The sequence below is a fragment of the Nesterenkonia massiliensis genome, from assembly GCF_000455245.1.
Classification (GTDB): domain Bacteria; phylum Actinomycetota; class Actinomycetes; order Actinomycetales; family Micrococcaceae; genus Nesterenkonia; species Nesterenkonia rhizosphaerae.
The window spans coordinates 500066-514000 of the sequence record NZ_HG005166.1 but is presented as its reverse complement, the minus strand read 5'-3'; the positions used below and the strand labels follow the sequence as shown (position 1 = coordinate 514000).

The 13935-nt window shown below is 57.8% G+C and carries 7 protein-coding genes; 1 reads left to right on the top strand and 6 read right to left on the bottom strand.

Features of this window, described 5'->3' with window-relative positions; translation table 11 throughout:
• Positions 1-53 precede the first annotated feature (53 nt).
• The 4 genes from TX78_RS05535 to TX78_RS05510 form a co-directional block, all read right to left on the bottom strand.
• Positions 54-992, bottom strand: a complete 939-nt coding sequence (locus tag TX78_RS05535; RefSeq protein ID WP_044494303.1) for an NAD-dependent epimerase/dehydratase family protein — start codon at positions 990-992, stop codon at positions 54-56.
• A gap of 666 nt (positions 993-1658) precedes the next feature.
• Positions 1659-3677 (bottom strand): glycosyltransferase family 2 protein, encoded by a 2019-nt coding sequence (locus tag TX78_RS12595; protein WP_049897508.1) that lies wholly within the window; start codon positions 3675-3677, stop codon positions 1659-1661.
• Positions 3678-4217: 540 nt separating this feature from the next.
• Entirely contained in the window at positions 4218-8315 is a 4098-nt protein-coding gene (locus tag TX78_RS05515; protein ID WP_044494298.1) for a glycosyltransferase family 2 protein, read from the bottom strand.
• A gap of 113 nt (positions 8316-8428) precedes the next feature.
• Positions 8429-10240, bottom strand: coding sequence for an alpha/beta hydrolase family protein (locus tag TX78_RS05510; RefSeq protein WP_147640430.1), 1812 nt, complete (start codon positions 10238-10240; stop codon positions 8429-8431).
• 180 nt (positions 10241-10420) lie between these two features.
• On the opposite strand from TX78_RS05510, the gene TX78_RS05500 reads away from it, so the two are divergent.
• Positions 10421-11533, top strand: coding sequence for a hypothetical protein (locus TX78_RS05500; RefSeq protein ID WP_044494294.1), 1113 nt, complete (start codon positions 10421-10423; stop codon positions 11531-11533).
• A gap of 130 nt (positions 11534-11663) precedes the next feature.
• On the opposite strand, the gene TX78_RS05495 is transcribed toward TX78_RS05500, so the two are convergent.
• Complete coding sequence (locus TX78_RS05495; protein WP_081652583.1) at positions 11664-13235, bottom strand: N-acetylneuraminate synthase family protein; 1572 nt, start codon at positions 13233-13235, stop codon at positions 11664-11666.
• Positions 13147-13866: an inositol monophosphatase family protein gene (locus TX78_RS05490; protein ID WP_049897506.1), complete on the bottom strand. Its 720-nt coding sequence runs from the start codon at positions 13864-13866 to the stop codon at positions 13147-13149. Before TX78_RS05490 ends, TX78_RS05495 begins: the two co-directional genes overlap by 89 nt.
• Positions 13867-13935: the final 69 nt, after the last annotated feature.

Genomic DNA, 13935 nt, shown 5'->3' with positions numbered 1-13935 from the left:
ACGAATGCAGCACACCTCAACGAGCTGAATCGTGCAACCGATCCTCTGGGCTCTTACAACGCACCAGTCCGACCTAGATACCAGTCGTAAACTTCCCTAAGTGAACGACTGAAGTCTTGAACAGTGTAGTCATCCAAGAAGCTCTTGAGACGCCCGATGTCGGCGCCCGAATGTCGTATATCACCGGTCCGGGGCGCCTTGTAATTAACAGTTAGCTTGGAACCGTGTATCCCCTCTAGCTCGCAGATCAGGTCGTTGACCGAGATTGACCGCCCAGAAGCGATATTGATTGGGACAGGCGCCCCGCTTTGCCGCGTACTTGTTTTGACGAGCACATCAACGACAGTATGCACTGATACGAAATCCCTGGACTGCTCTCCATCCCCATAAACCTCTAGGGCACGCTGAGAAGCAATAGCATCGAGAAACCGCGGGATGACAGCGGCATAAGCATGCGATGCTGTCTGACCAGGCCCAAAGACATTAAAAAACCTGAATACGCTCGCTTTCAACCCATATGCGGCCTGGTAGGCCAGCGTGTAGCTCTCGGTCGCGCCCTTGGAAGCCGCGTAAGGACTCAGAAAGTGAGTAGGGAGGCTTTCAACCTTGCTGATAGCTGGGTGCTCACCGTAGACAGCCGATGACGAGGCGACAGTGACATGTCCTACCCCAAACTTGCGGGCTGCTTCTAGGATGTTGATAGTCCCTGTAGCGTTTACCTCGTGGGTTTCCACCGGCTTTTCTATGGATGCCGGAACAGAGGCCACAGCGGCAAGGTGGATGACGGAGTCTACGTCGCGAACAGCGCTCTCTACGAGGGCGATGTCTCGGATATCTCCTGTCTTGACTAATATCGGCACCCCCGCAATTGCGTCGGCGGGGAACTGCACTAAGTCCAACGCAATAATTTCCTGCACACGACCCGATTCGGCTAATGCCCGCATCAGATGTGTACCAATGAACCCCGAGGCTCCCGTGACTAGAACTCGCACGCTATCTCCTTACCTAACTCCATGTGAGCTCTCTGTTGACTGCGCGCAACATGCGACGAACCTTAGTCAAGTGTATGTCGTCTGAAGCGTGGGAAATGTCGGTCAGATGAATATCTTTTACTCCTAGTTCTCCCGCTATTAGCAGCGCTGCAGCCACTTCGGGAAGTAGACACCGCGAGTCTCCTGGAGGCCGCGGACTCAACACCCTACCGTTCGAGGGAAGAACAACTGTATCCTTGTACGCGAAACCGCGCGGGGACTCAAAGGTATCAGTAAGTAATATGTTGAATGTTCCCAGCTTAGGCGCATCATGCTGATGTCCGAAACTCTGTTCCGGTGACCAAGAGACGGTCATACGACCTGGACCCTCTGTGAGACGTCGAGGGTGATAATCCACATTAGGCACCCTAACTACGCGGGGCATGAAGAACTCTCCGATGGCCAACGCAACCTGGGGTGTGACCGGTAAATCGAGCCTGATTTCGTCTTCGATGTACGCCTCGAACGCCAATGCTGCTGCAACAGCCACGAGATTGGACTCCACCCTGTCCGGGTAGGTACCTACAATCAACGTCCGAATGACGGGCTCACCGTCGTACGCACCCGGACGAGCTATAAGTCCTCCCAGCCCGTCATTGTCGCGTTTCTCTAAAGTGAATTCCATTACTAAACTGCGCTTCCTGTCAGCACGCTCGCTAATGAGCTCTTGTTCCGAGACGGACTCAACACATAGTTCGGTGAATCCTCGCGAGGCGGCAGACCTAACCGCGCCTTTGCGCTAGCTACGGTACTTACCAACAACCCTGCTTCTGGTTCCCCTTCTACGGTATACATATCCGGTGTGCTATCAACGGCATCAAACTCGAAGGCAGAGATCACTGCCATCAGGATGGACGACATCGCGGTTGACTTTTTGTCTGCGGACGGCCGGGGGAAGCCCATCAATGTCACGCTCTCATCGTGCAGGAGCTTTGCGCGAAGAGACCCTAGTTCGCGGTGATCCCAATTGCATATGACGGAGTATCGAACAGTTTCATTGGACGTCACTACCGCTACGTCGACCAATTCTCCTGCGGCAGAGCAATCGTTGGTGGAGCCTGAAGCGTGGCGAACGACGGCAATGCGTTCTACGAGATGACTTGGCATATAAGGACGCACCCTTTGTGCTCGGGCCTTATCCTTGTCTATCGAGTAGACCGGCACGTCTTTGTCTCTGGTCTTGCCTCGGAGTGCAAGTCGTTCGTTCGGACTCATGTTGAAGCGCAGGACAGCGTTCACCAGATCCGAAGTGCTGCGCTGTGTTCCTAGGTCGACCACTGACATGTTGTATGAGTGCATGCGCCTCAACGTGACTACATCGCCACAATGACGGAACCTGTACCCCGCCAATGCAGTTTGCACCCGAAACTTGTAGTCGCTACCGGCCTGTATGGACTCGTCGTAACCAACGCGACGAATGATCTCTGTCTCGACAAGCATGGTGGGGTGGCCTGCGACTTTTCCTGAGTAGACAGACTGAACCGACCAGTCCTTGCCCGGTACTAGCTTTAAAGCTCCAGTGTCGTCATCGAAGTTCCAGAACCCGCCATAACTTCCCGCGTCACCCTCTAGAATGGCTCCCAGGCGCGCCTCCAATGACCACGGCAACATTATGTCGTCGTCATCGTGAATTGCGGTGTAGTGCCCGCGACTAACTTGGGCACCGAAGTTTCGACCCGCAGCAACTCCAGGGCGTGGAGCCTTGAAGTACCTCAGCCTCTCGTCACGGAAGTCCTCAAGTAACGACTTCACACCGTCTGCCTGGCCGTCGTCTACAATCAATACTTCGAAATTGGTAAACGACTGACCGAGCACTGAGTCAATCGCTTCACGCAGATACTCCTGGCGATCACGGGTAACGATGACGACCGAAACCAAGGGGTTACCCAAAGAAGAACAATTCTGCCAGGACGGTAGATTTCGAATTGATGTAGCGTCGTTGTAGTATATTTGCTTGTTACGTCTCAGTGCCTCAGCACCTTCTAAGCTGACGCTCGCAGCCTGTTTAGAATCCTCGTGCCAGACGTGATAAACACGTATTAACGGGTCGTCAACCCAGTGCTGCCTCAAACCAATAGCCCTGAAACGGCGAGCAATATCCGCGTCCTCGGCACCCCAAATCGTCATTCGTTCGTCCAGGCCTTGTACCTGTTGGAACTTGGAAGCACTTACAACTTGCATGCCCATACCCCATCGAGGGCGCCATGACGCTTTCCGTTCGAGCTCATCCCATTCATACCCATTAGCGAGCAGAACTTCGCCGTGGTGCGTCGGCGGGAGGTCGCGAGCTTGATAGACCAGGAACTGGTTAGCGTCCTGCTTAACCAGTTCGAGAGAACGAACCAACGATTGCGGCGACCACAGCATGTCAGCGTCAGCAAACAACAGCCATTGCCCCTTTGCGGCTGCGGCCGCTACATTTACGGCGCGTGAGCGCGACCAAACGTCCGCCTCCGCGCGGACATACTTTGCGTCGAACTCTTCTGCCAATCTCCTGTAATCTCCGGGATCGTCGGACCCGTAGTCCAAAAGAATAACTTCCGCACTCATACCGGTTCTTGCATTCTGAAGGCTGGAAAGCGACAGTTCCAGGCGCACTATTGACCAGTTGCGCACTACGATCAAGACCGACAGATCGACACTCATGCGATACTCCTGATGTTGACTTCCTTCATCCCCGTACGTCCGTCCCGTGCGGTGATGTACAGTCGGCTGCCGTTACCGACAACGCAGTTCAGTATGGCGCGTTTAGCCGCAACATTGACCCAGATCTTGCCATCGTGGTTGTCCGGCAAGCTCACGTGGGGAAGCTCTAATGCATCTTGCTTCTGGTTCAAGTGCACAGGCCTACTAGGCATACCCAATAGCTGGGAAGTGCGCCATTTGGAAACTTTAGTCGCGATTATCCCATCGATACCTCGAACGAGAACCTTTATCCAAAGTCGCCCTTCCGGCACGGAGGGAAGATTCAGTAGGCCGATACTCACGAGATCGACTTGAGAATCAAGATCATAACTGAACGTGAGACCATCCTGGAACTCGGAGGCAGTCGCCTCCGACCTACTTATAAGCATCAATGTGCATCCTTTTCCACTACGTGCAGTCTTTTCGAATCACTTCTGTTAGTTCCACGAATCTGAAGTGAGCTCCTGTGGCGCCCAGGCCAGATCCCTATCGCTGCGGCTCTCATGACTGACTCTTGACAGCGAACTTACGGAGTCGACTAAGGTACGCGCTAGGTGTGCATTCGCTTTCAATGAATTGAACCGCTCTTACTTGTTGCGCTTTGTATGCACTTTCGTTCCAGAAATCCGAAATAACCCGCTCTAGATGAGCAGGTTCGGCATAGACAGCAGCATCTTTAAACACAGGTTCGAAATGATTCGGAAGCACGCACACGACTCCGTAACTCATGGCTTCGAGTATTGCCATTCCGAAGGCTTCAACCCAGTCGTCGCTGTGGAAGTACACGAAGAAGTCCAACTTCTCAGTGAGGTACTCCTCGACAGTAATCTCGTTAAACGCGTAGATCTCCCATCCCGGCGCGTTCCGGGGTAAGAAACCGCGTTTCACTGGCACATTAGCACCGCCGAGGATACAAACCTTGCCGGTACCATCCACAGGGTACACGCTGCGGAACACCGAACGGTCTGACGGCCACTTCGCAGGGTCATCACGCCCGTGGCGGCCAATCACCGGCGTACCTTCGTGATACCTGTTTCGAGAGGCGGAATCCTTGATCTCGATGATGCCCTTCCAGGAGAAGCTCTCAAGATCCGAAGCTGGCATCAGCGGTTCAAGCATCGCACCAATCTGCTCACTCTGCGGTGCCCACGTAGGCCGCACACCGAACAGCTTCTCCACATTGCGCGTCACCACTCCAATGTCATAGCTACGGCGCCCGCCCGGCTCAAACGGGGGATGATTCGCCACAACCACCGCCCGTTTGGCACGCAGCAACGCCGGTTCATCCCGCACCGCCTGCAACGCCGTAGGCCACCGGACAATCAAAAGATCAGCCTCAGCTTCCGTATCCAACGAGATACGGTCAATCTGGCCAGAGAGAACCAACTCGTCGATCCTCCGGTTGAACTGCCGCTTCGCAGCCGAAGGGATCAGCCCGTTCTGGAACGGGATCACCGCCACCCTCAGGCCGGCATCAAGACAGACCGAGATCTCCGTGAAGAGTGACGTCGAGTTGCCAGCCACGAAACCAAACTCGGAGGCGAACACCACGTCATACGACAACGGCTCCGTGGGCCTGTTCGGTAAGTACGCCGGAGGAGCAACAAAACGCCTCTGCTCAGGCCCCTTAGGCATGTACGGTGACACGCCCTCCTCGCGGATCTCCCGATGCCAGCGCTTATAGCCTCGCAGGTATGCACGACGCTCAGGGGCCAAGTACCCCACGCCCATATCGTTGCGAGTCAGGTTCTCCCCCTCCATCAGCGCAAACGCCAACGGAGCATCTCCCACGAGTTCGATGGGTACCCCGTAGAAGTTCTCCATGCGGGACTTGAACTCAGAATCTCCAGACTTACGGACAGTGTCCCAATAGCCCAGATCCTTCAAGACCTTCTCGCGGCGGAACATCAGCGACGGCATCGACGGATACACCACACGGCCAGTTGCCGAACGCAACATCAGCTTCAGATGCTCATCCACGCGCGCCCAGTTGGTCATATTGGCCACGGCATCAGGATTCTGCTGAAGGTGCCGCACCTGCAGCTCAATCTGCTGAGGATGGTGCCAATCGTCCTTGTCCGCCACCGTCACAAACTCACCGGTCGCCATATCCAGAGCGTCATTGCGCACCGAATAGGATCCCCGGTTCGTCTCGGCGAAGACCAGCCGGATCCGCTCATCAGCGGCCGCGAACGATTCCAGCTGTTCACGGTACGAAGTTGGGCGCCCCTCTTCGTCAGTGGCCGGCGAACAGTCATCAACAATGATGATCTCCAGGTTCCGCCACGTCTGACCCAGCAGAGACTTCACAGCGATGTTGGTGGCGGCACTCGGCTCATAGATGGGAACGATCACGCTCACCAGCGGACCAGACTCCACCACCGGCACCTTCTCCCCACTGAGATCAGCAGTGAGGTTGTAGAAGGACAGCTCCTCCTCCCCCAGCTGAATAGGTGCAACACCAGAGGCATCCAGCAGCGCATTGAAGCCGCTCAACCAGGCCTCAGTGCTTCCAGCACCTGCGGCGACGTGAGGATTGATGGCGTTCAACGCCAAAAGCTTCTGCGAGTAGTCATGGTCCGGGTCCGTGTCCCCAGCAGTAAGCACCCGCCAGGAAGCATCGAAGTCACCCCGCCAGCTCAGGAGCTCGCCATAGTAGGCTCTGTCCGTACCGCGAACTGTCTCCAGACCGTCAGAGTCCTCCACCATCCGGTACAGCGTCAGGGCATCCAAAAAGTCGATCTCATCCCTCGGCGCCGAGAACAGGAACCGAGCCAAGCACAACGTCGCTGTGGTCCAATTGTCAGCAGCGAACGTCCGGCGAGCGCTTACCCGGAAGAGATCCGCACGAGAAGACTCCAGAAGTCCGTGCAGCTGGGCAAAATCAAAACGCCCCTTGGTCGCCGCATACGCGAGAACGTCCCGCGCGTCACTCATACGGTTGCGCACTGCGTTCTGAGTGAACCACTGAATACGTCCAGCATTCGCCCGGAGCTCATTGACCCAGTACCAGACAGCCCCGGTGGTGTGCGCCAAGCGCGCCTGTCCAGCCTCATTCTGAGAAGTGAGCGCAGCCTCGAAGTCCTTCAGCTTCAGCTTGACGGCAGCATCCTTGTGCCGGGTCAAGAAGCGTTTCACCACTTTGCCTCGGCCCGCTGCCCGCAGGCGACGCAACAGTTCCACGAGCTTCTCGGTGCTGCCCGTGCTCAGCGCCTGATCCAGGAGAAAATTATCGCTGGCCCGGAACTGGTGGTCCTCCCACAGCACGCGTTCCTCAGTCCCCAGGGTCACTGCTGCTTGAAGATGAACAGGCTCTTCCGTCAAAGCGTCAGCAGGAAGGGGCAGACTGTAACCGCCGGTGCCCCGAACACCGAACTTTTCCCGCAGCTCCCGCACAGGAGACGATGCTTCAGCGTGCACCAGCTCCACAGGTCCCTCAGGGGTGACCGCCCGCAGAACCACGCTCTCAGGCACGTGCAGGTCAGCAAGGTCAAGAACCCAGCCTTCCAGGCAGCCAGCATCCCATTCAACCGTGGACGCCAGCGGCTTGCTCTCACTGCTGCTTACTACAACGGTGGAAAGACCCGCGGGACGACGACCCGATTCATCACCCATACGAACATCGAACGTGTTCCCGAGCTCAGCTCCCGGACTGAACAACGCCAGCTCGGAAGGGACCTGCACGGAGGAAGGGATCTCTCCGGCATAGCAACGCTGAGAATGCTGTTCCTGCCGGCCCTCATCGTCAGGGTGAAGCCCCGTAGTCAGAGTGAGGGGCACTACGTTCTCTCCCAGGCGCAGCACTGCGCGGCTGTGCTTGCTGTCTCCGACAACCGTCACCGCGGCATAGCTCGGTGTCAGCTCAAACCGGGTGACCGTAATGCTGCTGCGGATCTGGGCGGCCTTGCGCCAAGGCTCCGACCAGTCGCTCTTGCCCGTGCGGAGCCTCTCCGTCGCCTCTGCTGCGCGAGCGGCGTACCGGGCCTCCAGACGAACTGTCCGCTCCAGCAGCAGTATCTCCTCAGACTCCGGGTCGCCGATGACCTGGATCCGGTGGGACGCATCATCGAAGTACTCTGCCGGCACCTGGAAGGAATACGCAAAGCCTGGAGGTGCGGTGACATCCAGCTGATCGGTCATCCACAGCACCTTGCTGTGGTTCGCCACGGAGTCGTCCACCTGGTGCCCGTCTACAAAAACGCGAACGCTCACCGGGGCTGGTCCCCGTGCAGCCCAACCGGCGATCTGTCCCTGATCCGTCACTTGGAATTCGCCGCTGAAGCCCGGTGACGTCGGCAGCCGCAGATCATCCGTCTGCATCTTCTCCTGGGTCAGGATGCGCCCAGTGCGGCGATCCCTCAGAGACACGGCGTGGGTCTCACCAGTCCAGAACTCTGGGGGCAAGGAACCCAGGAACCCGACGTTGCGGGTGGGGAACTCGTCGGGTGAGAGCTCCCGCCGGAACACCTTGCACGGCAGAGAGGCGACTGGCTCATCCGCTACAAGAAGGTCCAGCACGCCACGAGCGTCGCCGGCTTCTGGGTCATAGAACCACCCGCTGATCCGGTCGGCTCGAAAATTGACGATCTTGTGCTTCATGCGAGCAGACAAACCTCTCCGGATGATGAGACCTATCAAAAGGCTACGAATTAGGCTACCAGTGGTGTCGGAGGATGTTCTGGTATGCCACAGCTTCCACCGGCGTGCTGTGATTATCTCCTTTCCGCGAACTCCAGGGCATGAGCAAGCGCATCATTGCTTTCACCGCTGCGATGACCACCACCGTGGTAGAACTCGTAGGTGGAAATCTTCTCGCGCATTCCTGCAGCGGCCGCGTAGTCCACCAGCGTGCTGTAGTGGTTCGCGAAGTGGAATTCGTCGGCGGTGTTCTGAAGCACAAGGAATCGTCCACCCTGCGACAGCACCGCTTCCCGGTGCACTGTAAATCGTGTTTGAAGGTCCCCAGGTAAAGCTTGCATCGAGTCAGCACCGTAGAGCAGTTTTGCCACTCTGTTGATCTTCTCAGGATAGTGCAGCGATAAGTCCGTCTGAGGGTTGATAGCTATGTGAGACGCGCCCGGTAGATGTTCGGCGATCCGCAGTGAAGCGAATCCTCCCGCGCTTGATCCATAGGTCACGATGTTCTCTCGCGCCACACCGTGAAGCTGCGCGAGTTCGTCTACGAGCTCGGCGATGACGTTGAGGACGTCCCTCTCGCGACTGCCGGAGTAATAGCCCACCGACATCCGATCCGCCCGCAACAACGCCGGATCCGAGAAGAACACACAGTGACCCGGGAATTTGTCGGCCCACGTCCACCGCTGGAAGATGGGAGGACGTCCCTTACTGCGGTCCGCGTGCCCTGAGAAGAACACGAAGAGCTTCTCCCCCGCAGGCTTAGGAAGGTGCAGGAAGTCGTACTGATCCTTCTCCGCCCGAGTCACGTAGTGGGCGGCTTCCCCAGCATCAGCCTCGGCGCCCCCCGGCCATACAAGAACCGGCACATCCAACCGGCGACGCTCCCGCTCCGCAGCTTTGCGCTCCCGAGTCTCATCAATGATCTGACGGGCGCGCTCCATCTGGTTCGCTAGCTTGATCCTCCCCAGAGGGCCGCCGCTGCGCTGTGAAGTAAAGTCCTCGAACCCAGGGACCCCCGACGCAAAGGCGAGCCACGCATCCCTTGCTGGAAGAGACAACGTGTGCCCCTTCTTCACGGCCCTCTCAACATGCTTGAACTCCAGGGCGTCCCATGGCCTAGGTGAGTCACCAAAATGCAGTACTTTGACATCTGTGGACGGCTGCAATCCCCGCTGTGCACCACGGGGGCTGAAGCGCATGGACGGCGGCAGCTTCCCGGACGCCCTCCCGAGCGAGATCCCTACCGCGGCAACGGCCAGCACCTCATTCCGAGGGTTCTTCGGACGCAGATCCTCCAACACATTTAAGGCAGTGGTGAAGCGTCCGAAGAAGTCAGCCTGAACCGCCTGATAGTTGTCGAAGAACGCCACTTCCAAGTATGGCAGTCGCTTCACAGGCAATCGCCAGCCTGTGCGCAATTGAAACTCCCGGCCCGCATTACCCAGCCCGTGCTTGCCAGCGTGCTTCGTAAAAGCTACAGCGATCCTGTCGTCGACAAATCCAGAAAGTGCGTCCAGGCTCCCCATGCACAGGCTGCGAAAGTCCAGCTTCAGAGAGTGATGGAATCCGCGTTGCGCAAGATGCTGCGGGACAGCCCAAGCAAGCTGTTTGTCGGCGACAGTTCCATGGCCAGGCAACTGACGCAGATCCAGCAGCTCCACCGCGCTCTGCTTCAGCACCTGAAGTTCTGTGCTGGTCAGCTGTGACGGATCAGCCACTATCAGCGGTGAGAACGTGTCCGGGTTGCGCTGCACCACACTGCGCAGCGCAACTACGGACGGGAAGATTTCGCCCGGACCAGACGCCGCATACACCGCCATCGTCGGGTTGGATGGCTGTGGTGCTGGCCTCAGGGAGCGCAGAACTTTCGGCAGGCGGAGCGTCATGGCGCGGAACGAGCTTTACACAGCCGAGATGATGTTCCTCGTGTCATTGCTTTCCTACTCGTAGATCCACCGCGGTGGGTAGCTATTCCTGCCGATGAACGTTGTGATTGTACACAGGTCAGGGGTCAGTATCCCCTTCCCTGGCGCGTCAGATCACGACGTCCGGCTATTCTTAAGACCATGCCACCTCAGTCCGACGACGACGCCAGGGTGGAGGGCGTTCCCGAACATGCAGCCCTCTCCCCCGTCCAGCGATTCATAGCCGAAGCGGTCGAGCGTCGCCGCGAGAAGTTCAACGTCTGGGAGAACCCCCTCGACAACAAGGCGATCCTGCTCCAGGATGCGCGCAAGCGGCGGCGTACCACACCTAAGGGACTGGGCAACAGCCATCTGCTGATGCACAAGGAACGTCTTATCGGAGGAGTTACCTGGGTCTACGGCGGTGCCACCACGCTGGTGAGTCATCAGGCTCAGCATGCCGCGCAGTCCCTGCAGGTGCAACGTCAATACCTCAAAGCCTCCGAGGTGCCCACAGTATCCGGGCGCTCTTTTCACAGCAGCTCCTACGGCGCTGCTGAAGCCCACCTGAACCGTATGCACGGTGCCGTCACCGTACGGCCCACCGCGACTCGCGTACGAGGAGGCACCACGATGAACGTCTCCAGCCCGGAGCACTTCAAAGCGGCATGGGAAAAAACATCCGCCGCATGTGCGCGCCTCCGCTCAGTCGACCAGCTCATTGAACTCGAAGAGTACCGACCAGGGCTTGCCCTACGCCTGTACGTAGTAGGTGAGGACGTCGTCGCAGGTGTTGTCCGTGTGCCTCTCTACGTGGTGGGAAACGGAAAATCCACCATTGGCACCCTCGTGGATGAGGAACTTAAAAAGCGTTCTGCCTGCGAATATCTACGAGGCACCCAGCCGACCATAGATGACGCGTTCCTCGCCCCTAGAGGCCTCAAGCGCGATACCGTTCCTGAGGCCGGTAGGGTTCAACTGCTCACCTACGATACTGACCGTCGAGAAGGCGGCCTTACAGTTGATGTCCTGAACCGCGTGTCCCCTGATTTGCGGTCGCTGGCCGTCGACGCGATGTGGGCTTTTCCGGGGCTTTCAGCTACAGCCGTCGACATTCTGACCCCCAGCTTGGAGAAGACGGAGGAAGCTATCGTCTCTTCGATAGATCCCAATGCAAGCCTCGCGGAGTTCCTTTACCCCGCCTATGGTGAGTACCGTCGCGTGGGGCTAGCTGTCCTGGACCATATGATCCATTCCCCTATCCGCCGACGCTGACGCACACTCTGAAGCATTGTTCCCCTCAGGATGAGGGTGGGCTTGGCTCCACTGCACCAGGGCTCGGGGCCATTCCTGCATCACCAAGTGACCTGCGTGGTACCTCTCCCTTAGTACTTGTGCTCGGCCCTTAGTACTTGTGGTGCTCGCTGGCAGTGATTTTTTTCTCGGTGGAGCCCACATGAAGCTGCGCCTTCCGGACCGCATCGACATACTCTTTGAACGCGTCCGTGGTGAGATCCACAGCAACTGCATCAAAATGCGCCCACTCGGTGTTACCTAGCTTCACGTGCTTCTCCACCATGCCGGCACCCGCAGCTACAGCTAGCGCTGAGGCCATCCAGCCAAAGTCATGGCTTGAGTAGCCTGGCACAATACGTGGACCCGGCTTGGACGCCTGCTGTTGTGCTAGTTCGGCGTAATGACGCACTACACCTATGTTGGTGTGTTCATCCGGTGTGGGGTACGCCGAATTGCAGTGCAACAGGTACAGAGTGTCCTGTTTGGTGAAGGTCTCAAGCAGCCAATCCTCGTAAGCCTTGTCCGTCATTCCAGTGGAGATCACCAGTGAGCCGGTGTAATTGTTGGCCACGTACTCCAGGTAATCCTTCTTCCTGGAAATGGTAGAGGGAAGCTTTACCAGCGGTATATCCAGCTCGCCTGTCATCCACTGGAAGGACGGCTTGTCAAGTACGGAGGCAAACCATTTGATGCCTAGGTCTTTGGTCAGCTCATCAAGGAAAGTGAAACCGGCTTTGTCCAGCTCGAGCTGGCGGCGGTAATCGCCAAAGCTAGTCCCGAAGGGGGACTTATACGGCTTAGCCAGCTGCTCAGCCGTATAGAAGGTCTCCACGTCCCGCTTCTGCACCTTCACCCAGTCAGCGCCAGCAGCATGCGCGGCACGAACCAGTTTCTCCAAGCGATTCAGGTCCCCGAAGTGGTTGGTGGTGATCTCAGCGGTGATCTCGACTGAAGGTACCTCGATCTCGGGCTCCGTCATTGGCAGCGCGGCGGCTTCCTTGACCGTGACCCGGAAGCGCTCGTTAAGCAGCTCTGGGGTTAGGTCGGAGAACTCCCGGGTGCCTACGTGGTGCACGTCTAGGTTGGAGTCCTTCAGCGTGTACAGCGCATTGCGCAGAATGAACTCCTGCAGTTCCATGCCTGCCCGGCGGCGGCTGGAGAGTTGCGGCCGGTATTGCGAGGCAGCGGCACGGGCCATCCCGGCATCCGGAGTGAAGTCGAAACCGACCATGTAGACAGTCTGCTGGCGTCCCCGATGGTCAGCTATCGCCCGTGCAATCTCCAGCGCTGTGAGGAACATCGCTTCTTCGATTGCTACCTCGGATCGATCCTGGAACCGCAGGAGCATCTGATCTTCAGCGTCATTGGACAGGGCGCGGAAGGGCAGTTTCACTATGTCACGGCCCGGCGCCACGAAGTCGGTGGAAGTCACGTAGGCCGCTGAGCGGAATCCGTCTTCTGCAACGGACTCCTCCACCCAATCCTCGTAGAAGATGGTGATGTCCGTGGGGTGGATTCGCTCGGCGTCATTGATGCCAATGACTACTGCGTCGTTGAAGACCCGAGTGTGTACCAGGTCCGCGGAAGGCCCTTTACCGAGGATGACGATCGTATCGGTGGCGTACCTCAAGGCGGTACCGGCGGCCAGGGTAGATATAGCCTCCGCGGTAGGGTTCGTCATCGATATAAACCTCACAGTTGTGTTCCAAGGCGAGCTGCACCCCAGCGAGCAGGTCCCAGGAGTAGGCGCCCACGGGGTTGATGAAGGTGGCCAGACGTCCTGTGCAGACCCCGTAGAGATTGTAGACCGCGGCACCCATCAGGCGAGCTTGCGGTGTTCTGGCAAGCTGCTCCACCAACTCATCGCTGATTGCAGATGAGAACGCAGTGATGCGTGAAGATGCGTAAGTAACGGTGTCGCCAGTGATCAGACGTTTGCCCAGGTCCGGCAGTACGATCATGCTTCCGGCATGCCTGGGGCCCCGGAAGATCGAAACCGCGACTCCCCATTCCGGCAGGTTCGACGCAAAGTTCTCTGTGCCGTCGATGGGATCCACCACAGCTGTCCATCCCTGGGGTTCGGCTTCCGGGTCCCACTGGCCTTCCTCCCCGACGAAGGTGAGGTCTTCCATATGGGACGACAGATAGCGCTCCAGCGCCTGCTGCAGAAGGAGATCCGCTTGGGTCACCGGAGTTCCGTCGCTCTTCAAGGTCACATCTGACCTTAGAGAATCCAGCTTGGGAAGCAGCTCGGTGATCAGATCAGAGGCTCCCTCAAGAACGCTGCGGGTGCCGCTCCGAATATCAGTCATCCTGCGCAGTCTATCTTCTGGCGCACGAGGCCATCAGCCCGGGGAGAGAACGTCGCTCTCTCGAAATTT

Coding starts and splice junctions, on each gene's coding strand:
- TX78_RS12595 (WP_049897508.1), bottom strand. CDS start 3,677: ATGAGTGTCGATCTGTCGGTCTTGATCGTAGTGCGCAACTGGTCAATA.
- TX78_RS05515 (WP_044494298.1), bottom strand. CDS start 8,315: ATGAAGCACAAGATCGTCAATTTTCGAGCCGACCGGATCAGCGGGTGG.
- TX78_RS05510 (WP_147640430.1), bottom strand. CDS start 10,240: ATGACGCTCCGCCTGCCGAAAGTTCTGCGCTCCCTGAGGCCAGCACCA.
- TX78_RS05500 (WP_044494294.1), top strand. CDS start 10,421: ATGCCACCTCAGTCCGACGACGACGCCAGGGTGGAGGGCGTTCCCGAA.
- TX78_RS05495 (WP_081652583.1), bottom strand. CDS start 13,235: ATGACGAACCCTACCGCGGAGGCTATATCTACCCTGGCCGCCGGTACC.
- TX78_RS05490 (WP_049897506.1), bottom strand. CDS start 13,866: ATGACTGATATTCGGAGCGGCACCCGCAGCGTTCTTGAGGGAGCCTCT.